The organism is Cellulosimicrobium sp. NPDC055967 (genome assembly GCF_042269845.1).
Lineage (GTDB): Bacteria > Actinomycetota > Actinomycetes > Actinomycetales > Cellulomonadaceae > Cellulosimicrobium.
Map to the genome: position 1 here is coordinate 1 of NZ_JBHJYJ010000013.1, position 22,349 is coordinate 22,349.

Consider the following 22,349-nt stretch of genomic DNA (forward strand, 5'->3'; position numbering starts at 1 on the left):
AGGTAGAACCTCCGGTCTCGAGGTAGACGCCTGCGGGTTCTCCCTCGAGACCGGAGGCTCTACCTCGCGGGGTAGGGTCCGCCCCGTCGTCAGGCGGTGGCGCGGGCGGAGCCGGCGGGGGTGCCGCGGTCGTCGGCGAAGTCGCCGGTGACGAGGTACGTCACGCGCTTGGCGATGGAGACGCCGTGGTCGCCGAAGCGCTCGTAGTAGCGGCCCACGAGGGTGACGTCGACCGTCTCCTGGGGGGTCCCGGTCCACGTGCCGTCGAGCAGCGCGGTGAAGGTGTCCTGGTGCAGCTTGTCGAGCAGGTCGTCGTCGCGCTCGATGTTCGCCGCGACGGTGAGGTCGCGCGTCGTGAGAAGCGTCGTCGTCCGGCGGGCGACGCGCACGGCGGCGTCGTGCATCTGCTCGAACGTGCGGTGCAGCGACGGCTCGATCGCGCGCGCCGGGTAGCGGCCGCGCGCGACCTGCGCGATGTGGCGGGCGAGGTCGCCCATGCGCTCCAGGGTGGCGCTCATGCGCAGCGCGCTGACCACGACCCGCAGGTCGGTGGCGACGGGCTGCTGCTGGGCGAGGAGCAGCACGCACCGCTCGTCGAGCTCGCGCTCGAGGGCGTCGATCGTGTGGTCGTCGCCGATGACCGTCTGCGCGAGCTGCAGGTCAGCCGTGAGGAGCGCCTGCCCCGCACGGTTCACGGCCGACTCCACCAGCCGGCTCATCTCGGCCAGGTCGTCGCCGACCTGCTTCAGCTCGGCCTCGAAGATCTCCCGCATCGCTTCCCTCTCGTCGTGACCGGTCGGTCCGGTCCGTGACGGCGTGCGCCCCTGCGCGCCGGGCGGCGCCCGGGCACGCCGTCGGCTCCCGTCACGCTCGCAGGCGCGGTCGACCGGGCGGTGAACTCCAGGGCGCCGCGAGGTGAACTCTTGGCGGCTCGCGCCCGTGCGGGCGCCTGTTCGGCCGGTGGGGCGCGCGTACGACCGTACGCTGGACGTGTGCAAGCCGAGAGTCTGATCGAGGGCGCGACCGTGCTCCTCGCCGGTGTCGTGGGCGTCGTGGTCGGCGTGATCGCGGCCATCGCGTTCCGCGTGAGCGAGCGCCAGCAGCGCGCCGCGCGGGTGGAGCCGACGCCCGAGCTCGACGAGGGACTCGTCCGCGTGCTGGCCGTCCTGCGGTCCGCCGCCGTCGTGCTGGACGAGGAGGGCGAGGTCGTCCGGGCGAGCCCGCCGGCGTACGCGCTCGGCGTGGTGCGCGGTGACGCGGTCGCGCACGCGGCGATCCGGGACATGATCGACGACGTGCGCCGGGACGGGGTGATCCGCGACGAGGAGCTCGAGCTCCCGCGCGGGCCGGTCGGCCGGGGCACGGTCATGCTCCAGGTCCGCGTCGCCCAGGTCGGCCCCCAGCACATGCTCGTGCTCGCGGAGGACCGGACGGAGGCGCGGCGCGTCGAGGCGATCCGGCGCGACTTCGTCGTGAACGTGTCGCACGAGCTGAAGACGCCGGTCGGGGCGCTCGCGCTGCTCGCCGAGACGGTGCAGGACGCCGCCGACGACCCCGTGGCGGTGCGGCGGTTCTCCGCACGCATGCAGTCGGAGGCGACGCGTCTGTCCGCGCTCGTGCAGGAGATCATCGAGCTCTCGCGGCTCCAGGTCGCGGGCGCGCTCCAGGAGGTCACGGTCGTCCCGGTGCGGGGCGTCGTCGAGGAGGCGGTGGACCGCGCGCGCACGACGGCGCAGGGCAAGGGCATCACGCTCACGACCGGGGGAGAGCTCGACGCCGCGGTGTACGGCGACCACAACCTGCTCGTCACCGCGGTGCGCAACCTCCTCGACAACGCGGTCGCCTACTCGGGCGAGAACACGCGCGTCGGGGTCGGCGTCTCGCTCGCGGGCGACCTGGTCGAGATCGCGGTCGTGGACCAGGGCATCGGGATCTCGGCCGACGAGCAGGCCCGCGTGTTCGAGCGGTTCTACCGCGTGGACCCCGCGCGCTCGCGCGACACCGGCGGGACGGGCCTCGGCCTGAGCATCGTCAAGCACGTCGCCGCCGACCACGGCGGCGAGGTCACCATGTGGTCCGAGCCGGGACGCGGCTCGACCTTCACGCTCCGGATCCCCGCGGCGGACGTGCCGACCGCGCAGGCGCCCGCCGCGCCGTCGGGCACGACCCACGACGCCGCCGGGGACGAGGGCACGGCCGGGGCGGACCCCGGGACCGTGCAGCACGACGTGCGACGGGCCGCGCAGGCACCCGCACGGGACGAGGACGTACAGAACAAGGAGGTAGGCGCGTGACGCGCATCCTGGTGGTGGAGGACGAGGAGTCGTACCGCGACCCGTTGACGTACCAGCTGCGACGCGAGGGCTTCGACGTCGTCGAGGCCGCGACGGGCACCGAGGCGCTGGAGCGGTTCGACGCGGACGGGGCGGACCTGGTCCTGCTCGACCTCATGCTCCCCGGGCTCAGCGGCACCGAGGTGTGCCGCGAGCTGCGGCAGCGCGGCGACGTGCCCGTCATCATGCTCACGGCGAAGGACTCGGAGATCGACAAGGTCGTGGGCCTCGAGCTGGGTGCGGACGACTACGTGACGAAGCCGTACTCGTTCCGCGAGCTGCTCGCGCGCGTGCGGGCCGTGCTGCGCCGCAAGGGCGGGGAGAACGGGGGCGAGGTCGTCGCGGAGAGCGCGCTGGAGGTCGGTCCGGTGCGCATGGACGTCGAGCGGCACACGGTGAGCGTCGACGGCCAGGTCGTGCCGTTCCCGCTCAAGGAGTTCGAGCTCCTGGAGCTGCTCCTGCGCAACGCGGGGCGCGTGCTCACGCGCGGGCAGCTCATCGACCGGGTCTGGGGCACGGACTACGTGGGCGACACCAAGACGCTCGACGTCCACGTGAAGCGCATCCGGTCGAAGATCGAGCCCGAGCCGGCGAGCCCGCGCTACCTCCTCACGGTCCGCGGGCTCGGCTACAAGATCGCGGACGGCGTCGGCCAGACCTGACCCTCCGGCGCAGCGCACGAACGGCCCCGGCGCGTCCCTCACGGACGCGCCGGGGCCGTCGTCGTGCGGCGCAGAGGCCCCGGCCGGCCGCGGGCCGGCCCCTGCCCGACCCGGTCGGGAACGTGGCACGGAAGGTCTGTGCACTGTTCATCCCTCGTTCACCCGCTCTCGGGGAACGCGTCACCCGGCGCTCTTAGCGTCGGGATCGTCACCGGCGCTCGCTGGTGCCACGAGACGCTTGAACAGGATGGAACGAAGAGTGAAGCTCAGCCGATTCTCCCGTGCTGGATCCGCCGTCGCGATCGGTGCGCTCGCGCTGACCCTCGCCGCCTGCGGGTCGGACGACCCCGTCGGCAGCGCCGACGGCGCCACCGACGGTTCCTCCGAGGGCTCGTCCGAGACCGCGAGCGACCTCAGCGGTGAGCTCAACGGTGCGGGCGCGAGCTCGCAGGAGTCCGCCATGGAGGCGTGGCGTGCCGGGTTCCAGAGCGCGAACCCCGACGTCACCGTCAACTACGACCCGGTCGGCTCCGGTGGCGGTCGCACCCAGTTCCTCGAGGGCGGCGTCGCGTTCGCCGGCTCGGACGCGGTGCTCAAGGAGGAGGAGATCACGCAGTCGCAGGCCGTGTGCGGCCCCGACGGCGCGATCGACCTCCCGGTCTACGTCAGCCCGATCGCCATCATCTACAACCTGCCGGACGTCGCGGAGCTCAACCTCGCGCCGGCCACGATCGCGGGCATCTTCAACGGCACGATCACGCAGTGGAACGCGCCGGAGATCGCCGCCGACAACCCCGACGCGACGCTCCCGGACCTCGCGATCACGCCGGTCCACCGCTCCGACGAGTCGGGCACGACCGAGAACTTCACCGAGTACCTCGCCGCGACCGCCGGGGACGCGTGGGGCCACGAGCCGAGCGGCGACTGGCCGACGCAGGGCGGGGAGTCCGCGCAGGGCACCTCCGGCGTCGTGCAGACGGTCCAGGGCGGCGAGGGCACCATCGGCTACGCCGACGCCTCGAAGGCCGGCGACCTCGGCACCGCGAGCATCAAGGTCGGCGAGGAGTGGGTCGCGTACTCGCCCGAGGCCGCCGCGAAGGTCGTCGACGCGTCGCCGCGCGTCGAGGGCCGTGGCGAGCACGACATCGCGGTCGAGCTGGACCGCACGACGACCGAGGCCGGCGCCTACCCGCTGGTGCTCGTCTCGTACGCGATCGCGTGCACGAGCTACGAGGACGAGGCGACGGGCGACCTCGTCAAGGCGTTCCTCACGTACATCTCGAGCGAGGAGGGCCAGTCGGCCTCCGCGTCGGCCGCGGGCAACGCGCCGATCTCGGAGGACCTGCGCACGGACGTCCACGCGGCGATCGAGGCCATCACGGTCGGCGCCGCCGGCTGACGACCGCCGGGAACCAGGGGGCGGCGGGGGCTACGAGCCCCGCCGCCCCTCACCCGCGAGATCGCCCGCGACCCAGACCTCACGCAGCAGGACCGCATGCACCGGGAGCACGAGTGACCACCACAGCCCCACCCACGACGCCGGGCGCCACGCCGAGCCCGACGCCTCGCGCGGGCGCCCCGCGCCGCCGGGCCCGGAACACCGACCGCGGCGTCAACCGCGCGTTCCGCTGGACCGCGACCGGCGCCGGAGGGCTCATCCTCGCCGTCCTCGCCGCGGTCGCGATCTTCCTCGTGCTCCGCGCGTGGCCCGCGCTCACCGCGGGCGGGGACGTCCTCGGCGAGGAGGTGTCCTGGTTCCCGGAGGGCGCGTCGCTGCTGTCGTTCGTCGGTCCGCTGATCTTCGGCACGCTCCTCGCGGCCGCGCTGTCCCTCCTCCTCGCGACGCCGGTCGCGATGGGCATCGCGCTCTTCATCTCGCACTACGCGCCGCGCCGGCTCGCGTCGACCCTCGGGTACGTCGTCGACCTCCTCGCGGCGATCCCCAGCGTCGTCTACGGCCTGTGGGGCTCGCTCGTGCTCCCGCCGATCGTCGTCCCGGTGTGGTCGTGGCTCGCGGACACGCTCGGGTGGTTCCCGCTCTTCGCCGGGCCGGCGTCCCCGACCGGCCGCGTCCTGCTCACCGTCGCGCTCGTGCTCGCGGTGATGATCCTGCCGATCATCACCGCCGTGAGCCGCGAGGTGTTCCTCCAGACGCCGAAGCTCCACGAGGAGGCGGCGCTCGCGCTCGGCGCGACCCGCTGGGAGATGATCCGCACCGCGGTGATCCCGTTCGGACGGTCCGGCGTCATCTCGGCCGCGATGCTGGGCCTCGGCCGCGCGCTCGGCGAGACGATGGCCGTGCTGATGATCCTCTCGCCGGGGCTCCTCTACTCGTTCAAGATCCTGCAGGCCGGGCAGCAGCAGACGATCGCCGCGAACATCGCGGCCGACTTCCCCGAGGCCAACCCGCTCGGGGTGAGCACCCTCATCGCGACAGGTCTCGCGCTGTTCGTCATCACCCTGCTCGTCAACATGGGCGCCCGCGCGATCGTCGCGCGGCGCAAGGACTTCTCGGGAGCCAACTGATGAGCGCCCTCAGCACCAGCCCCGCGCGCGGGGCCTCCGCCCCCGACCCGGAGCGCACCGCCTCCGTCCGCGCGCTCCTGCGCGGTGCCGACGCCGGCCGCCGCCGCAAGGACCGCACGATGACGGTCCTCATGTGGGGCGCGTTCGCCCTCGCGATGGTGCCGCTCGTGTCCGTCGCGTGGACCGTCGTCGTGCACGGCATGGAGCGGTTCGACGTCTACTTCCTCACGCACTCGATGCGCGGCGTGTTCGGCGGCATGGACGCGGGCGGCATCTACCACGCGATCCTCGGCACGCTGCTCATCACGCTCGGCGCCGCGGTGATCTCGGTCCCGATCGGCCTGCTCGCCGCGATCTACCTCGTCGAGTACGGCCGTGGCCCGCTGGCCCGCGCGGTGACGTTCTTCGTGGACGTCATGACGGGCATCCCGTCGATCGTCGCCGGCCTCTTCGCGTACGCGCTCTTCGCCGTGGTCTTCGGCCCCGGCGTGCGCATGGGCATCGTCGGCTCCGTCGCGCTGTCCGTGCTCATGATCCCCGTCGTCGTGCGCTCGTGCGAGGAGATGCTCCGGCTCGTCCCCAACGAGCTGCGCGAGGCGGCCTACGCGCTCGGCGTGCCCAAGTGGCTCACCGTCGTGCGCGTCGTGCTGCGCACGTCGATCGCCGGCATCACGACGGGCGTCATGCTCGCCGTCGCGCGCGTCATCGGCGAGACCGCGCCGCTCCTCATCACCGTGGGCGTCGTCGACTCCATCAACGGCAACCTCTTCGAGGGCCGCATGATGACGCTGCCCGTGTACGTGTACCGGCAGTACAGCCAGGGCCTGGTGCCCTGCAGCAACGTCACCGACGTCGTGTGCATCCCCGACATCAACTACGACCGGGCCTGGGCGGCCGCCCTGACGCTGATCCTCATCGTCATGCTGCTCAACCTCGTCGGGCGACTCGTCACCCGCTGGTTCGCCCCCAAGACCCTCCGCTAGAACAGGACACCCCGATGGCACAGCGCATCGACGTCAAGGACCTCAACATCTACTACGGCGACTTCCTCGCCGTGCAGGACGTCGGCATGACGATCGACCCCAAGTCCGTGACGGCCTTCATCGGCCCGTCCGGGTGCGGCAAGTCGACGTTCCTGCGGACCCTCAACCGCATGCACGAGGTCATCCCCGGCGCACGCGTCGAGGGCACGGTCGCCATGGAGGGCGTGGACCTCTACGGGGACGACGTCGACCCGGTCGCCGTGCGCCGTCAGGTGGGCATGGTCTTCCAGCGGCCCAACCCGTTCCCGACGATGTCCATCAAGGAGAACGTCCTCGCGGGCGTGAAGCTCAACAACAAGCGGATCTCGAAGTCCGCGGCGGAGGAGCTCGTCGAGACCTCGCTGCGCGGCGCGAACCTGTGGAACGAGGTGAAGGACCGCCTCGACCGCCCGGGCTCGGGCCTGTCCGGCGGCCAGCAGCAGCGCCTGTGCATCGCGCGCGCCATCGCGGTCAAGCCGCAGGTGCTCCTCATGGACGAGCCGTGCTCGGCGCTCGACCCGATCTCCACGCTCGCGATCGAGGACCTCATCGCCGAGCTCAAGGACGAGTACACCATCGTCATCGTCACGCACAACATGCAGCAGGCGGCGCGCGTGAGCGACCGCACGGCGTTCTTCAACATCGCGGGCACCGGCAAGCCGGGTCGCCTCATCGAGATGGACGACACCGCGACGATGTTCTCCTCGCCCACCCAGCAGGCCACCGAGGACTACATCTCCGGCCGCTTCGGGTGACCTGATCCCCACAGGCCGGCCGACCCGGCCGGACGACGACGGCGCCCCTCCCGGTCCGGGAGGGGCGCCGTCGTGCGCGGGGCGGGAGGGTCAGGTCGCCGAGCCCTGGAGCGTGCCCGTGACGTCGGTCCCGTCGGTGTCGAGGACGCACTGGACCACGCGGTCGTCGACCGTGTTCCAGCCGTCCTCGCGCGGGGTGAAGGGCCAGAAATAGTAGGCGGACTCGTCGTAGGAGAGGCCGACGAAGCCCTCGAACTCGCCGAGGCAGAAGTCCTCGGCGCTCGCCTGGACGGCCTCGTCGCCGGGGTAGTCCCCCTCGGGGAGCTCGGTCTCCGCGTAGACCTCGGCGTCGTGCGGCTCGGAGCACGGGACGACGGGCACGGACTCGACGTTCTCGCCGTCGGGCAGCTTCGACGTCACGATGCAGTCGCCGACCTGGATCGAGAAGACGTCGGCGTCCGACGCCTCGGTCACCTCGCCGCCGGGCTCGTCGCGCTGGGCCTCCGACGGCCCGGAGATCTCGTCGAGGATCGCGCCGCAGCCCGATGCGGTCAGGGCGAGGGCGACGGCGCTCACGACGAGGAGGAGCGGCCGACGGGTGGTGCGGGACAGGGTCACCTGGGTTCCTTCGTGGACGTGCCCCGACCACGACGGTCAGGGCGGCACGCGAAGGTTAGCGCCCACCGGTGACACTGCCCGAGCCCATTTCCGGCCCGGGCCGTGTCACGTCACGGCAGCAGGTGCGCGTACTCCTCGAGGGTGCCGTCGAGGACGGGCAGCGACATGCCCTGCTCCTCGCCCGAGGTCACGCTGACCGTCACGGGCAGCATGCCCCCCGGGGCCACGTCGACGCGGCCGATCTGCGCGTCGAACCCGTCCTCCGTGCCGAGGTAGACGGTCTCGCCGGCGGCGACGGGGACGGTCACCGGGTCGCCGCCCTCGGGCGTCACGTCGAACTCCACGTCCTCGGTCGAGTCGTTGGCGAACGCCCCGACGAGCGCGCCGGCGTCGCCGTCGGCCGCGCTCACGACGAGGAGGTTGAGGCCGCGCAGGTCGTCGGTGAGGTCGACGCGCAGGCCGTCCGACGGCGAGTAGGGGCGGTTCGTCTCGATGGGGGAGCACGCGGACGCGACGGCCACGCTCGCGACCACGAGGGGGACGGCCCAGTAGCGCGCGCGGCCGGTCGCTCGGGACGCCGCGCGGGTCGCTGCTCGGGGGGTCGGGATGCGGGTCACGTGCACTCCAGGGCTGCGAGAGGGGGGACTGGATTCCGCGCCCAGCCTAGTGCGTCGGGCGAGGCGGGGCGGCCGGAACCGGCTCTCCGGGAGGGTGGCGTGAGCGGCGTCACGCGGGGTCGCGCGCCCGCGTGGCGCGCCCGACGGCGGTCGGCGGGCCTCCGCGCCCCGCTCGCCGAGGTTCGTGAGGCGCGCTGACACGGCTCTGACCTGCGAAGACGCCCACCAGGGGGACTTGTCAAGGGGCGCAGGGGCTCGGATTTCCGGCCTTCCGCGTGGTAAGGTGGACCACCGCGAAAGGGGACATCTGCAGATGACGTTCACAGTAGGCGAGACCGTTGTCTACCCGCACCACGGAGCCGCACTGATCGAGGAGATCAAGACGCGCACCATCCGCGGAGAGGACAAGATCTACCTCAAGCTCAAGGTCGCGCAGGGCGACCTGACCATCGAAGTCCCAGCCGAGAACGTCGACCTCGTCGGCGTGCGTGACGTCGTCGGCCAGGAGGGTCTCGACCGCGTTTTCGAGGTGCTGCGTGCACCCTACACCGAGGAGCCGACCAACTGGTCGCGTCGGTACAAGGCGAACCTCGAGAAGCTGGCGTCGGGCGACGTGATCAAGGTGGCGGAGGTCGTGCGCGACCTGTCGCGCCGGGACGCCGACCGCGGCCTCTCGGCCGGCGAGAAGCGCATGCTCTCGAAGGCCCGGCAGATCCTCGTCTCGGAGCTCGCGCTGGCCGAGCACACCGAGGAGGAGAAGGCCGAGGCCATCCTCGACGAGGTGCTGGCCTCCTGACGTCCCGGGCCTCGGCCCGAGCGACAGACCACCGGGGAGGGCGCCGTCCGGGCGGACGGCGCCCTCCCCGTCGTCGTGCCCGGGTAGCGTGTGCCCGTGCCGACTCTTGCCGTCCTCACCGCCGCGGGCTCCGGGACCCGTCTCGGGCTCGACCTGCCCAAGGCCCTCGTCGAGCTCGACGGCCTGCCCCTGGTCGTCCAGGCGGCGCGCCGGCTGTGCGCGTCCGGGGCGGTCGACACGATCGTGGTCACGGCACCACCCGGCCTGCGGGAGCACGTCGCGGCGCTGCTCCGCGACGACCCGGCGGTCGACCGGCCCGTGCGGGTGGTCGAGGGCGCGGGCACCCGCCAAGCCTCCGTCGCCGCCGGCCTGCGTGCGGGTCTGGGCGCCGACGAGTCCGGCACCGGGACCGGGGAGCACTCGGCCCCCGCGCAGCCCGCGGTCGACGTCGTGCTCGTCCACGACGCGGCGCGACCGCTCGCGCCGCCCGCGCTCGTCCGCCGTGTCGTCGAGGCCGTCCGGGCGGGCCACGGCGCCGTCGTCCCGGGGCTGCCGGTCACGGACACGATCAAGCGCGTGACCGCCGCACGGGCGGGCGACCCGTCCCGCGCGGAACCCGTCGCCGAGACCGTGGACCGGGCGGCCCTGCGCGCGGTGCAGACCCCCCAGGGGTTCGACCGGGCGCTCCTGGTCCGGGCGCACGAGGCCGCGAGCCACCGGGCCGACGACGAGCGGTCCGCCGCGACCGACGACGCCGGCCTCGTCGAGGCGCTCGGGCTCCCCGTCCACGTCGTGCCCGGGGACGCCGCCGCCGCCAAGATCACCACCGCCCACGACCTGCGCGTCGCCGCGCTGACCCTCCGGGAGGACCGATGACGACCCCCGCCGAGCACGCCGAGGCCGCGCTGCACCGTGGCACCGTGCCCCCCTTGCCGCGGACGGGAGTCGGCGTCGACGTGCACGCGTTCGCCCCCGAGGGCGAGGAGCGGGAGCTGTGGCTCGGCGGGCTGCGCTGGCCGGGCGAGCGGGGCCTCGCCGGGCACTCGGACGCGGACGTCGCCGCGCACGCCGCCGCGGACGCGCTCTTCTCGGCGACGGGGCTCGGCGACCTGGGCTCGAACTTCGGCACGAGCGCGCCCGAGTGGGCGGGGGCGAGCGGGTCGAGCCTCCTCGCCGAGGCGGCGCGCCGGGTCCGGGCCGCCGGGTTCGAGATCGGGAACGTGGCCGTGCAGGTCATCGGGAACCGCCCCCGCCTCGGGCCCCGCCGGGCCGAGGCGGAGGCCGCCCTCGGGGCTGCCGCGGGCGCCCCGGTGACGCTCACCGCCACGACGACCGACGGTCTGGGGCTCACGGGCCGCGGGGAGGGCGTCGCGGCCGTCGCGACGGCCCTCGTCGTCGCCGTCGGGACGCCCGCGTGACCTCAGCCCGTGGGGGCGAGCTGCACGCTCTCGAGGACGGCACGCGCCTGCGCGGCGCCGTCGGCGTCGGCCTCGGCGTACGAGGCCGTGAGGTCGACGACCCAGGCGTCCGGCCCGTCGCCGGTCCGGACCGCCACGATCTCCTGCGCGACGACGGCCCCGGCGGTCTCGTACGTGCCCGCGACCCGGAAGGCGGGGAGCTCGCCGAGGGTCGTCGGGCCCTGGCCGTCGACGCCCGGAGCCCAGCCGGGGATCGCGCTGACGGCTGCCGCGGTCGCGGCGCCGGCCTGCTCGAGCGGCTCCGTGGACTGCTCGCCCGTCACGACGACGTTCGCCCGGAACTCCTCCGGGCCCGTCCCGCTCGGCGCGCGCAGCACGAACGCCCCGTCGCGGGTGACGCGCTCCCAGCCGGGGGGAGCGGTGACCTGGACCGGGACCTCGGGGACGTCGTAGGTGACCGGCGCGTCGTCGCCCCCGGTGCCCGCGGGGCCGCCGCAGCCCGCGAGGGCCAGCACCGCGGCCACCGGGATCACGAGGGGCGCGGCGGTCCAGAAGGTGCGGGGGTGGCGCGGTCGGGGCACGGTCGTCCTTCGTCCAGGGCGGTGGGTGTGGCGGGCTGGGCGGGCTCGGGGTCTCGGCTCGCCATTCTCGCCTCCCGGCGTCCCGGGTGCCAGGCCCACGAGCAGACACTACGATCGCTGAGAGCGCATCGATGTGTTTGACTTTCCCAAGAACGACACATGGGATGAATCGCACATGAACCGAATGTCCGTCGAAGAACGCCGAGCCCAGCTCGTCGACGCGGCGATGACCATCGCCGTCCGCGAGGGCGTCGAGGCCGTCACGATCCGTGGCGTCGCGGCCGAGGCCGGCGTCTCGCTCGGCGTCGTGCACTACTGCTTCGAGGACAAGGACGAGCTCCTCCAGGCGATGGGCAACAGCCTCGCGCTCGTCGCGTCCGAGCCGGTGCGCGCCGCACTCGACGTCGACGGCGACGTCGTGAAGCTCGCGCACGCCGCCGCCGACGGCCTCTGGAGCGGGCTCACGCCGCGGCGGCACATGCGCCTCCTCACGTTCGAGTTCGCGACGGCGGGCGTGCGCAGCCGCGCGCTGCGCTCCGTCGCGCACACGCACCTCGAGCAGACGTGGGCGATGACGCGCGGCTTCCTCGAGAACGTCGCCGAGCGCGGGAACGTCACCTACTCGATGGACATGGGCTTCCTCTCGCGCATCGTCGCCGGGTACATCGACGGCATCGAGATCGCGTGGCTCGTCGAGCAGGACGACGAGACCGCGGTCCGCAGCTTCCACGCGCTCGCCGAGTACGTGCTGTCGCTCATGGTCCGTCCCGACGGCTCGCCCGTGCGCGAGCACGGCCCGGAGCCCGTCTCCTGACCGACCGGCGCGCGGACCGGGGCGGCGGCCGTCAGCCGCGCGCGGCCGCTCCCGGCGCACGCCCGAGCACCCGGTCCGTGTACGCGTTCGCGAACACCCCGTCGGGGTCCGCCGCGTCGCGGACCGCCACGGCGTCGTCGAACCGGGGGTAGAGGTCGCGGAGCCGCTCGGCGTCGAGCCCGTGCAGCTTGCCCCAGTGGGGGCGCCCGCCGACCTCGGCGACGATGCGCTCGACGGCGTCGAAGTACCGCGCGTGCGGCAGGCGCGCGTACTGGTGCACCGCCACGTACGCGGTCTCGCGCCCGTGCGCGGTGGACAGCCAGACGTCGTCGGGCGCCGCGAACCGGACCTCGACCGGGAAGGGCACGTGCTCGCCGGACCGGTCCAGCCAGCCGTCGATGCTCGACAGGACGTCCACCAGGCGCTCGCGCGGTACCGCGTACTCCATCTCGCGGAACCGGACGCGGCGCGAGGTGACGAAGACCTGGTGCGACGGCGCGACGTAGGTCCGCGGCGCGAGCGCGCGGGCCGAGACGGCGTTGAGCCGCGGCGTGACGCGCGGCACCGCGGTCGCGAGCCGGTTGACGAGCTCGAACGCTCCGTTCGACAGCAGCTCCTCGTCGACCCACGTGCGCGCCCGCGCGACCGGCCCGGGACCGGTGGTCCGCAGCCGCTCGAGCTCCGCGGCCTCGTCGTCGGGGGCGAGCCGGTTGTTGCGCTTGGTCAGCGCCCGGCGCGTGTGGGGGAACCAGTAGAACTCGAAGTGGTCGTTGCCGCCGACGAGGCCGTCGGGGTCGTCCGGCGTGCCGAGGCCCTCCAGCACGCGGTCGAGCGGCCACGGCTCCTCCTGCGCGCGGAGCAGGAACGCGGGCACCACCTCGAGCGTCACCGCGGACAGGACGCCCGTGACCCCGAGCCCCAGGCGGCTCACCTCGAAGAGGTCGGGGTCCCGCGTCGCCGACGCCTCGCGGACCTCGCCGTCCGCCCCGACGACGCGGACGCCGCGCACCTGGGTGGCGAGCCCGCCGAGCCCGGCGCCGGTCCCGTGCGTGCCCGTCGAGATCGCCCCGGCGATCGACTGCCGGTCGATGTCGCCGAGGTTGCGCATGGCCAGGCCCGCGGCCGCGAGGGCCTCGTTGAGCCGGTGCAGGCGGATGCCCGCCCCGACGGTCACGAGGATCGCGTCGGCGTCGGCCTCACCGGGTGCGCCCGTGCCGCGCGCGATGCGCTCCACGAGCCCGACGCGGTCGAGGTCGAGCAGGAGCCCGTCCGTGACGGCCGCGGGGGTGAAGGAGTGGCCCGCCCCGACGGCGCGCACCCGCATCCCCTCGGCGGCCGCGCCGGCGACGAGCCGCCCCAGCTCTGCCTCGTCGCGCGGGGAGGCCCGGCGGCGCGGGGTCGCGGAGGCCGTGCGGGCCCAGTTGGTCCAGGAGAGGGCGTCGTCGCTGCTCACAGGTCGTACTGTCTCACGCCCCCCGGGTGGCGTACGTTCTCCCCATGACGACCGACGCGGCGCCCGGACCGGGCTCGGGGACGAGGACGGGGACGGCCGACCCTGCCGGGGACGAGCGCGGTGCGACGCCGTCGCTGCTCGCCCGGCTGACGCGCGCGACCGCGGACCTCGACGGGCCGCTCGCCGTCGTCGACCTCGACCGGTTCGACGCCAACGCCGACGAGCTCCTCTCCCGTGCCGGGGGCGTGCCCGTGCGCGTCGCGTCGAAGTCGGTGCGCGTCCGCTCGCTGGTGACGCGGGCGGGCGAGCGCGGCTTCCAGGGCGTCATGGCGTTCTCGGTCCGCGAGGCGCTGTGGCTCGTCGACGCGGGCGTGCGCGACGTCCTCGTGGGCTACCCCTCCGTGGACCGCGGTGCGCTCGCCGCGCTCGCGCGGCACGAGGCGGGGCGGCGCGAGATCACGCTCATGGTCGACGACCCCGCGCACCTCGAGCTCGTGCGGCACGCGCTCGCCGAGGCGGCTGCGGGCGACGCGCCCCCCGTGCGCGTGTGCCTCGACGTGGACGCCTCGCTGCGGGTCGGCCTCGGGCTCGTCACGGTCCACCTCGGCACGCGGCGTTCGCCGTTGCACGACCCCCCGGACGTCGCGTCGCTCGCCGCCCGGGTCGTCTCGACGCCCGGGCTCGCGCTGCGCGGCCTGATGTTCTACGAGGCGCAGGTCGCCGGCATGCCCGACTCGAGCCTCGCCGTCCGCGCGGTCAAGCGGCTCTCGGTGCTCGAGCTGGGGGAGCGCCGCGGCGAGGTCGTCGCCGCGGTGCGCGACGTCGTCGGGCGAGACCTCGAGCTCGTGAACTCGGGCGGCACCGGGTCGCTCGAGACGTCGTCCGCGGACGGCGTCGTCACGGAGGTCACCGCCGGGTCGGGGCTCTACGTGCCCGGGCTGTTCGACGAGTACCGCTCCTTCCGCCCGCGCCCCTCGGCGTTCTTCGGCCTCGACGTCGTGCGCGTCCCCGCGCCCGGCTGGGCGACGGCGTTCGGCGGGGGCTACGTCGCGTCCGGCCCCGCGTCGCGCAGCCGCCTGCCGCGCGTCGCCACGCCCGGGTGGTCGCTCACGGGCCGCGAGGGCGCGGGCGAGGTCCAGACGCCGCTGCACCGGACCCGCGGCGCCGCGGGCGCCCCCGACCTCGGCGTGGGCGACCGCGTCTGGTTCCGGCACGGGAAGGCCGGGGAGGCGATGGAGCGGTTCGACCGCGTGCACCTCGTGCGCGGGGACGAGGTGGTCGACGTCGTGCCCACGTACCGCGGGGAGGGCAAGAGCTTCGGCTGACCGGGCCGGCCGTGGCCGGACCGGGACCGGCCGTGAGACCTGCCCGTGCCGCTTCGGCCGTGGTGGTACGTCCCCGGTACCCTTGCGGACGTGACTCTTCGCCTGTTCGACACCGCCACGCGGGACGTGCGCGACTTCGTGCCCCTGACACCGGGCGAGGTCGGCATCTACCTGTGCGGCGCGACGGTCCAGGCGGCCCCGCACATCGGCCACATGCGCTCGGCCGTCGCGTTCGACGTGCTCGTGCGCTGGCTGCGGCGCGGCGGCTCCCGCGTGACGCTCATCCGCAACGTCACCGACATCGACGACAAGATCCTCGTGAAGTCCGCCGACGCCGGCGAGCCGTGGTGGGCCTGGGCCGCGACGTACGAGCGCGCGTTCACCGCCGCGTACGACGCGCTCGGCGTCCTGCCGCCCACGTACGAGCCGCGCGCGACCGGGCACGTGCCGGACATGGTCGAGCTCATGGAGCGGCTCGTGGGGCGCGGGCACGCGTACACGACCGGTCCCGGCGACGTGTGGTTCGACGTGCGCTCGTGGTCCGAGTACGGCTCGCTGACCAACCAGCGCCTCGAGGACCTCAACCCCGTGCCCGACGACGTCCCCGCGGACGCCGAGGAGGCCGCCGCCAAGCGCGACCCGCGTGACTTCGCGCTCTGGAAGGCGCCCAAGGAGGGCGAGCCCGAGACCGCGTCGTGGCCCACGCCGTTCGGCCGCGGGCGCCCCGGCTGGCACCTCGAGTGCTCCGCGATGGCGCGCCGGTACCTCGGCGACACGTTCGACATCCACGGCGGCGGGCTCGACCTGCGCTTCCCGCACCACGAGAACGAGCAGGCGCAGTCGCGCGCCGCGGGCTACGGGTTCGCGCAGCACTGGCTGCACAGCGCGTGGGTCACGCAGGGCGGCGCCAAGATGAGCAAGTCGCTCGGCAACGGGCTCCTCGTGCGCGAGGTCCTCGCGACCACGAGCCCGGCCGTGCTGCGCTACGCCCTCGGGTCCGTGCAGTACCGCTCGATGCTCGAGTGGACGCCCGCGACCGTCACCGAGGCCGAGGCCACGTGGGAGCGGCTCGCCGGGTTCGTCGAGCGCGCGGCCGAGCGGGTCGGCGACGTGGGCGACGTGACCGAGGCCGAGCTCCCGACCGCGTTCACCGCGGCGATGGACGACGACCTCAACGTCCCGGCGGCGCTCGCCGTCGTGCACGAGCACCTGCGGGCGGGGAACGCGGCGCTCGCGGACCGCACGACGGCCGCGGACGCCGTCGCGCGCCACCACCTCGTCGCGGTACGGGCCATGCTCGACGTCCTCGGCCTCGACCCGGGCGACGCGCAGTGGGCCGACCGCGGGGACTCGCGCTACGCGGCGGTGCTCGACGCCGTCGTGGGCGCGGAGCTCGCGGCACGCGCCGAGGCGCGCGCGGCGCGCGACTTCGCGACCGCCGACGCGATCCGCGACCGGCTCGCCGCGGCGGGCGTCGCGGTCGAGGACTCGGCCGACGGCGCGCGCTGGACCCTCGCCTGACGACCGTCCCCGCGAGGTAGAGGCCTGGTGCGAGGTAGGGGCGTGGTCGTGACCATGCCTCTCCCTCGGTGGACCACGGCTCTCCCTCGACGCGGTGTCTGAGGGACACTGGACCCGGTGGCGCACCCGCGCCCGCTCGCACGAACCGACCGACCGACCTGACCGACCGGACCGGTGTCGATCCACCTGACCGACACCGACCGACCTGACCACGACACGACGGGTACACCCATGGCTGGCAACTCACAACGACGCGGCGCGACCCGCAAGCCCGGCAGCAAGAAGGGCGCGACCGTCGGCTCCGGCGGGCAGCGGCGCAAGGGCCTCGAGGGCCGCGGGCCGACCCCGAAGGCCGAGGACCGCGTCTACCACGCGGCGCACAAGCGCAAGGTCGCCGAGGAGAAGCGTGCCGCGACGCCGACCGGGCGCGGCGGCGCCACGCGCGGTGGCGCGGCCAGGGGCGGCGCGTCGCGCGGCGGCGGTCCGAAGGGCCGTGGCTCGGTGCAGGAGGTCGTCGCGGGCCGCAACTCCGTGCTGGAGGCGCTGCGGGCGCGCATCCCCGTCGAGGTCGTCTACCTCGCGGCGCGCCTCGACGCCGACGACCGCACGCGCGAGATCGTCGACATCGTCGCGGGCCGCGGCTACGACCTCCTCGAGGTCGGCAAGCCGGAGCTCGACCGCCTCACCGACGGCGCCGTGCACCAGGGCGTCGCGATCAAGGTGCCGCCGTACGAGTACGCCGACGTCGACGACCTGCTCGACGCGGCCGAGGCGACGGGCCGTCCGCCGCTGATCGTCGCGCTCGACGGCGTGACCGACCCCCGCAACCTCGGCGCCGTGCTGCGCTCGGCGGGCGCGTTCGGGGCGCACGGCGTGCTCGTCCCCGAGCGTCGCGCCGCGGGCGTCACGGCGTCCGCGTGGAAGGTCTCGGCCGGGGCGGCCGCCCGGGTGCCCGTCGCACGCGCGACCAACCTGGTCCGCGCCCTCGGCGAGCTGAAGAAGGCGGGCTGCTTCGTCGTCGGGCTCGACGCCGGCGGGGAGACCGCGATCGGCGACCTCCAGCTCGCGACCGAGCCGCTCGTCGTCGTCGCCGGGTCCGAGGGCAAGGGGCTGTCGCGCCTCGTGCGCGAGGCGTGCGACGTCGTCGCCTCGATCCCCATCGGCTCGGACACCGAGTCGCTCAACGCCGCCGTCGCGACGGGCATCTCGCTCTACGAGGTCGCGCGCCTGCGCCGCGAGGCCTGACACCCCTCGTCCTGTCGGCGCCCCACCGGTCCTCGGACCCGTGGGGCGCTGACGGGTCTCAGCCGTAGTACTCGGGGTCCTTCTCGCCCGGCGCGAGGCCGAGGATCGCCTTCTCGTCCGGGCGGTGGCGCAGGACGTTCTCGACGTACGACTGCGTCGCCTCCGCCATCGGGACGTCCCGGCCCGCGCGCTCGGAGATGAACCAGCGGTGGTCGAGGATCTCGTGGAAGAGCTGTGCCGGCTCGAGCTTGCGGCGCAGGTTGCGGGGCACGGCCTGGATCGTGGGCTCGAACACGCCGCTGAGCCAGTCGTGGGCGACGAACTCCTCGTCGTCGTTCTGCCGTTCCGCCGCCGCGCGGAACGAGTCGAGGTCGTTGAGCAGACGGCGCGCCTGGTTCTCCTGCACGTCGAGGCCCGTGAGGCGCAGCAGGCGCCGCGAGTGGTGCCCCGCGTCCACGACCTTGGGCTGGATCTGCACCGTCGTGCCGTCGATGTCCGTCGTGATCGCGAGCTCGTCGACGTCGAAGCCGAGGTTGTTGAGGTGCTCGATGCGGGCCGCGACGCGCCACCGCTCGTTCGCGTCGAACGACTCGGACGTCGTCAGCGCCTCCCACAGCTCCTCGTAGCGCGCGACGAGCGCGTCGCCGATCGCGACCTCGTCCACGTCCTCGTCGAGCAGCTCGCCGGCGGCCAGGTCCATGAGCTCGCCGATGATGTTCGTCCGTGCGAGGTCGACGTCGTACGAGCGCTGGCCGGGGGAGAGCTCGCGGTGCAGGTCGCCCGTCTCCGCGTCCACGAGGAACGCCGCGAACGTCTCGGCGTCGCGCCGGAACAGCGTGTTGGAGAGCGACACGTCGCCCCAGTAGAAGCCCACGAGGTGCAGGCGCACGAGCAGCACGGCGAGCGCGTCGATGAGGCGCGTCGCGGTGTCCGGGCGCAGCGACTGGCTGAACAGCGCGCGGTACGGGAGCGAGAACTGCAGGTGCTCCGTGATGAGGACGGCCTCGAGCCGCTCGCCGTTCGCGTCCTGGCGCCCCGTGATGACTCCCACCGGCACGACGCTCGGCACCTCGAGCCGCCGGAGCTGGCGCAGCAGCTCGTACTCGCGGTACGCGACCGTCTCGCCGATCTCCTTGATGGCGATGACGCGCCCCGAGAGGCGGACGAACCGCACGATGTGCCGGGAGATACCGCGCGGCAGCGCCGCGAGGGTCTCGGCCGGCCACTCCTCGAGCGGGATGTCCCAGGGCAGGTCGAGGAGAGCCGGGTCGGGGGCCGACGCGGTGATCTGCAGGTTGTGCACCGTCACGGGGTCCATTGTCCACGGTCTGCGTCCCGCGCCCGACGGGGGTGCGTCGTCGGCCCTCCGCACGACGGCGGCGCCCGCCGGCCTCGGGTCGAGGCCGGCGGGCGCCGGGTCGGGGCTCGGGCGGCCCCGGGTGCGGGCGCGAGGGCCACGCACCCGGGGAGCCGTCAGGAGCAGTCGAGCGCGTCGTGCTCGACGTCGACCGTCGAGGTGACGTCCTCGCCGTCGACCGTCGCGGTGCCCGTGACGGTCACCGTGCCGCTCGCGACCGAGGCCGAGCGCACCGCGAACGACTGGTACGCGTTCTTGCCCGGGGCGACGTCGGCGAACTCGCGGGTGCCGTAGGCGGTCGCGAGGGTCACGTCGACCGGCGCATCCTCGCCGTTCGCCGCGCGGACCGCGAGGTACGCCTGGCCGGCGAGGCACCGGGCCTGCACCGCGACGTCGAGGTCGAGCTGCCCGCTCGGCGTGCCGTAGACCTCGAGCTCGTAGAGCGAGAAGCCCCACTGCGTCGCGCGCTCGGTGAGGTAGAGGCGCACGTACCGGCCCGTGGCCGCGACGTCCAGCTCGTCGTACCCGCCGTCACCGTCGGTGACGGTGTGTACCGTGGTCCAGGTCTCGCCGTCCGGCGAGGTCTGGATCTCGTACCCCGACCCGTACGCGGTCTCCCAGTCGATCACGACCTGGCTGAGGTCGTAGCTCGCGCCGAGGTCCACCGCGATCCACTCCGGGTCGTTCCACGCGCTGCTCCAGCGGGTGCCGGCGTTGCCGTCGACCGCCATCTCGGGCTCGTGACCGGCCTCGTCGATGCTGGAGGCCGTCACCGGGCGGCCCAGGGCGAGCGACTCGTCGCCCTCGTTCCCGCCCCCGTCCTCGGACTCGAAGCAGCGGAGGTACCGGTAGGACTCCGCCGAGGTCTCGAACGACGGCGCCCAGTCCCACTCGTAGGTGTAGTACTGCACGTACGGCTCGGCCGCGGCGATGATCGCCGGGAGGTCGAGGTCGCCCCGGCCGAGGGCGACCTGCCGCATGTCGCCGGGCGCGTTGACGTTCACGGCGTCCTTGATGTGCAGCAGCTCGATGCGGTCCCCGTGCTCCTCGATCCACGCGGGGACGTCGAGGCCGGCGTCGGCGGCCCAGCCGACGTCGAGCTCGAACGTGACGTAGCGCGGGTCGGTGTTCTCCTCGATGACCTCCCAGGCGCTGACCATCTCGCCGGTGACCGGGTCGGGGTACCGCGTGGTGAACTCGCTCTGGTGGTTGTGCAGCACGATCTTGTTCGCGCCGTTCTCGTGCGCGTACTGGCCGAGCTGGTTGACGTAGGCGGCGGTCGCGACCGCCTCGGCGTAGGTGCCGTAGCCACCGGCCATGCCGCCGGTGCCGATGTAGTCCTGGCCCAGCGCGACGGCGTACGCGACGGTCTGGGGCCACGAGCCCCAGTCCGTGCTGCCGTGGCTGGACGACACCGCGAGGCCGTGCTTGTCGAGGATCGCCTGGTACTCCTCGACGGGCATCGAGTAGGGCTGGTTGTACGGCTCGACGTTGGTGAACCCTGCGCCCGCCACCTCCCCGAGCACGCGGTCGATCGTCTCGGCGGACGGCGTCCCCGAGCCCCCGAGCTCACCGACGTGCGTGTAGAGCTGGATGGAGATCTTCGAGTCGGGAAGGCCGTCGTCCGGGCCGCACGTCTCGGCCGCGGCGAGGGTGGTCGGTGGGCTGGTCTCGGCTGACGGGGCGGCGACGGCGGGGGCCGCGGCGAACGTGCCCGCGACGAGCGCGCCGCCCGTCAGTGCGGCGCCGAGGCGCCGGGCGCGGGACGAAGGGTGCGAGATCTGCATGAGGCTCCAATTGACAGCGTTGTCTATTTGGCTGACGAACATGCGACTTCTGATGTCACGTGTGCAAAAGTAGTCTTGTGGTCGACCATGACCCTGTCAAGGGCGAGCCGCGCCGACGCCCGTGGCCCGGCACCGTGCCTCGGGGAGCGCACCGCCGGGAGACGACGAAGGGCGGGCCCTCCCGACCGGGAGGACCCGCCCTGCGGCGGTGCTGCGTGACGGGTGTCAGCTGATGCGCTGACCCGACGCCGCACCGAAGACGTGCGAGTGACCCGGGCGGATCGTCACGTAGATGCGCTCGCCCTTGGCCGGGACGTTGCGCGGGTCGACGCGGACGATGACCTGGTTGTCACCGGCGCCCGAGTGGACGTCGGCCTGCGAGGCCAGGTCGCCCTTGAGCGTGCCGTAGACGAACGCGTCGGAGCCGAGCTCCTCGACGATGTTCACCTCGACCGGGAACGCGGCCTCGTTCGCCTGCGACACGACGTCGAGCGACTCGGGGCGGAAGCCGATGGTGACCTTGCCGTTGTCCGCCTCGGTGATCTTCGCGGCCGTCTCGCGCTCGAGCGCGATGCGGGCCGGGCCCACCTCGGCGACGCCGTTCTTGACCACGAACGTGCCGATGTTCATCGCCGGCGAGCCGATGAAGCCCGCGACGAAGACGTTGGCCGGCGTGTCGTACATCTCGCGCGGCGTGCCGACCTGCTGGAGCAGGCCGTCCTTGAGGACCGCGATGCGGTCACCCATGGTGAGGGCCTCGGTCTGGTCGTGCGTGACGTAGACGGTCGTGACGCCGAGACGACGCTGGAGCGACGCGATCTGCGTACGGGTCTGGACGCGGAGCTTGGCGTCGAGGTTCGACAGCGGCTCGTCCATGAGGAACACCTGCGGCTGGCGGACGATCGCGCGGCCCATGGCGACGCGCTGGCGCTGACCACCGGAGAGCGCCTTCGGCTTGCGGTCGAGGTACTCGGTGAGGTCGAGGATCTTCGCGGCCTCCTCGACGCGCTGGCGGATCTCCGCCTTCGGCGTGCCGGCGATCTTCAGCGCGAAGCCCATGTTGTCCGCGACGGACATGTGCGGGTAGAGCGCGTAGTTCTGGAAGACCATCGCGATGTCGCGGTCCTTCGGCTGGACGTCCGTGACGTCGCGGTCGCCGATGTAGATGTGTCCGCCGTTGACGTCCTCGAGGCCCGCGAGCATGCGGAGCGAGGTCGACTTGCCGCAGCCCGAGGGGCCGACGAGGACGAGGAACTCGCCGTCCTCGATGTGCAGGTTGAGCTGGTCCACGGCGGGACGCTCGGTCCCGGGGTAGAGCCGGGTTGCGTGGTCGTAGGTGACCGTAGCCATGACTGGTACATCCCTCCACCGGCAGGTACGTGCCGGACGATCCGTTGTGCAGTGACGTGCCACGTCGACGTAGCTGTTCGCGATGGCGGACGAGCGTGTCTTCGACGACACAGAAGAAGTCGGACCCCCTCTAGCCCGAGCAGGGGACCCGACGTCATCGTGGACCCGA

At 73.6% G+C, this 22,349-nt stretch carries 21 protein-coding genes; 13 read left to right on the forward strand and 8 right to left on the reverse strand.

Annotated features, from left to right (window positions below):
* Positions 1-89: 89 nt before the first annotated feature.
* A complete protein-coding gene (gene phoU, locus ACFC2L_RS15410; RefSeq protein ID WP_375825162.1) occupies positions 90-773 on the reverse strand; it encodes a phosphate signaling complex protein PhoU in 684 nt (227 codons plus the stop codon).
* Between the two features lie 219 nt (positions 774-992).
* Between phoU and ACFC2L_RS15415 the strand changes: the two genes are divergently transcribed.
* From ACFC2L_RS15415 to pstB, 6 genes are all read left to right on the forward strand, one after another.
* A complete protein-coding gene (locus ACFC2L_RS15415) occupies positions 993-2,294 on the forward strand; it encodes a sensor histidine kinase (protein ID WP_375825163.1) in 1,302 nt (433 codons plus the stop codon).
* Positions 2,291-2,995: a response regulator transcription factor gene (locus tag ACFC2L_RS15420; RefSeq protein ID WP_375825164.1), complete on the forward strand. Its 705-nt coding sequence runs from the start codon at positions 2,291-2,293 to the stop codon at positions 2,993-2,995. Before ACFC2L_RS15415 ends, ACFC2L_RS15420 begins: the two co-directional genes overlap by 4 nt.
* 259 nt (positions 2,996-3,254) lie before the next feature.
* On the forward strand, positions 3,255-4,394 hold the full coding sequence (gene pstS, locus ACFC2L_RS15425; RefSeq protein ID WP_375825165.1) for a phosphate ABC transporter substrate-binding protein PstS: 1,140 nt from the start codon (positions 3,255-3,257) through the stop codon (positions 4,392-4,394).
* A gap of 113 nt (positions 4,395-4,507) precedes the next feature.
* Complete coding sequence (pstC, locus tag ACFC2L_RS15430; RefSeq protein WP_375825166.1) at positions 4,508-5,521, forward strand: phosphate ABC transporter permease subunit PstC; 1,014 nt, start codon at positions 4,508-4,510, stop codon at positions 5,519-5,521.
* Positions 5,521-6,504, forward strand: a complete 984-nt coding sequence (pstA, locus tag ACFC2L_RS15435) for a phosphate ABC transporter permease PstA (RefSeq protein ID WP_375825167.1) — start codon at positions 5,521-5,523, stop codon at positions 6,502-6,504. Before pstC ends, pstA begins: the two co-directional genes overlap by 1 nt.
* Before the next feature lie 14 nt (positions 6,505-6,518).
* Positions 6,519-7,298 carry a phosphate ABC transporter ATP-binding protein PstB gene (gene pstB, locus ACFC2L_RS15440; RefSeq protein WP_087469843.1) on the forward strand — a complete coding sequence of 260 codons (780 nt, stop codon included), beginning with the start codon at positions 6,519-6,521 and terminating at the stop codon, positions 7,296-7,298.
* A 90-nt stretch (positions 7,299-7,388) separates the two neighbouring features.
* Here the strand turns inward: pstB and ACFC2L_RS15445 are convergent, their stop codons facing one another.
* Entirely contained in the window at positions 7,389-7,916 is a 528-nt protein-coding gene (locus ACFC2L_RS15445) for a septum formation family protein (protein ID WP_375825169.1), read from the reverse strand.
* A gap of 110 nt (positions 7,917-8,026) precedes the next feature.
* Complete coding sequence (locus tag ACFC2L_RS15450) at positions 8,027-8,533, reverse strand: hypothetical protein (protein WP_375825171.1); 507 nt, start codon at positions 8,531-8,533, stop codon at positions 8,027-8,029.
* A gap of 313 nt (positions 8,534-8,846) precedes the next feature.
* Here ACFC2L_RS15450 and ACFC2L_RS15455 point away from each other — a divergent pair, with 313 nt between their 5' ends.
* From ACFC2L_RS15455 to ispF, 3 genes are all read left to right on the forward strand, one after another.
* Positions 8,847-9,329, forward strand: coding sequence for a CarD family transcriptional regulator (locus ACFC2L_RS15455; protein WP_024841917.1), 483 nt, complete (start codon positions 8,847-8,849; stop codon positions 9,327-9,329).
* A gap of 96 nt (positions 9,330-9,425) precedes the next feature.
* Entirely contained in the window at positions 9,426-10,205 is a 780-nt protein-coding gene (gene ispD / locus ACFC2L_RS15460) for a 2-C-methyl-D-erythritol 4-phosphate cytidylyltransferase (RefSeq protein ID WP_375825173.1), read from the forward strand.
* Positions 10,202-10,747 carry a 2-C-methyl-D-erythritol 2,4-cyclodiphosphate synthase gene (gene ispF / locus ACFC2L_RS15465; RefSeq protein ID WP_375825175.1) on the forward strand — a complete coding sequence of 182 codons (546 nt, stop codon included), beginning with the start codon at positions 10,202-10,204 and terminating at the stop codon, positions 10,745-10,747. Before ispD ends, ispF begins: the two co-directional genes overlap by 4 nt.
* Before the next feature lie 2 nt (positions 10,748-10,749).
* Here the strand turns inward: ispF and ACFC2L_RS15470 are convergent, their stop codons facing one another.
* Positions 10,750-11,328, reverse strand: a complete 579-nt coding sequence (locus tag ACFC2L_RS15470) for an LpqN/LpqT family lipoprotein (protein ID WP_375825176.1) — start codon at positions 11,326-11,328, stop codon at positions 10,750-10,752.
* 175 nt (positions 11,329-11,503) lie between these two features.
* Here ACFC2L_RS15470 and ACFC2L_RS15475 point away from each other — a divergent pair, with 175 nt between their 5' ends.
* Positions 11,504-12,142, forward strand: a complete 639-nt coding sequence (locus ACFC2L_RS15475) for a TetR/AcrR family transcriptional regulator (RefSeq protein ID WP_375825178.1) — start codon at positions 11,504-11,506, stop codon at positions 12,140-12,142.
* Positions 12,143-12,173: 31 nt separating this feature from the next.
* On the opposite strand, the gene ACFC2L_RS15480 is transcribed toward ACFC2L_RS15475, so the two are convergent.
* Positions 12,174-13,595: a D-arabinono-1,4-lactone oxidase gene (locus ACFC2L_RS15480; RefSeq protein ID WP_375825179.1), complete on the reverse strand. Its 1,422-nt coding sequence runs from the start codon at positions 13,593-13,595 to the stop codon at positions 12,174-12,176.
* Between the two features lie 44 nt (positions 13,596-13,639).
* On the opposite strand from ACFC2L_RS15480, the gene ACFC2L_RS15485 reads away from it, so the two are divergent.
* The 3 genes from ACFC2L_RS15485 (at position 13,640) to rlmB (ending at position 17,686) form a co-directional block, all read left to right on the forward strand.
* On the forward strand, positions 13,640-14,920 hold the full coding sequence (locus ACFC2L_RS15485) for an alanine racemase (protein ID WP_375825181.1): 1,281 nt from the start codon (positions 13,640-13,642) through the stop codon (positions 14,918-14,920).
* Positions 14,921-15,010: 90 nt separating this feature from the next.
* The gene (gene cysS, locus ACFC2L_RS15490) at positions 15,011-16,441 is read left to right on the forward strand and encodes a cysteine--tRNA ligase (RefSeq protein ID WP_375825183.1); all 1,431 of its coding nucleotides are present in this window, start codon (positions 15,011-15,013) and stop codon (positions 16,439-16,441) included.
* 231 nt (positions 16,442-16,672) lie between these two features.
* Positions 16,673-17,686, forward strand: coding sequence for a 23S rRNA (guanosine(2251)-2'-O)-methyltransferase RlmB (rlmB, locus tag ACFC2L_RS15495; RefSeq protein ID WP_375825184.1), 1,014 nt, complete (start codon positions 16,673-16,675; stop codon positions 17,684-17,686).
* 58 nt (positions 17,687-17,744) lie between these two features.
* Here the strand turns inward: rlmB and ACFC2L_RS15500 are convergent, their stop codons facing one another.
* The 3 genes from ACFC2L_RS15500 to ACFC2L_RS15510 all read right to left on the reverse strand — a co-directional run bounded on the left by ACFC2L_RS15500 (position 17,745) and on the right by ACFC2L_RS15510 (position 22,180).
* Positions 17,745-19,004, reverse strand: coding sequence for a DUF4032 domain-containing protein (locus tag ACFC2L_RS15500; protein ID WP_375825186.1), 1,260 nt, complete (start codon positions 19,002-19,004; stop codon positions 17,745-17,747).
* A gap of 155 nt (positions 19,005-19,159) precedes the next feature.
* Positions 19,160-20,830: a discoidin domain-containing protein gene (locus ACFC2L_RS15505; RefSeq protein ID WP_375825188.1), complete on the reverse strand. Its 1,671-nt coding sequence runs from the start codon at positions 20,828-20,830 to the stop codon at positions 19,160-19,162.
* Between the two features lie 225 nt (positions 20,831-21,055).
* Positions 21,056-22,180, reverse strand: coding sequence for an ABC transporter ATP-binding protein (locus ACFC2L_RS15510; RefSeq protein ID WP_375825189.1), 1,125 nt, complete (start codon positions 22,178-22,180; stop codon positions 21,056-21,058).
* Positions 22,181-22,349: the final 169 nt, after the last annotated feature.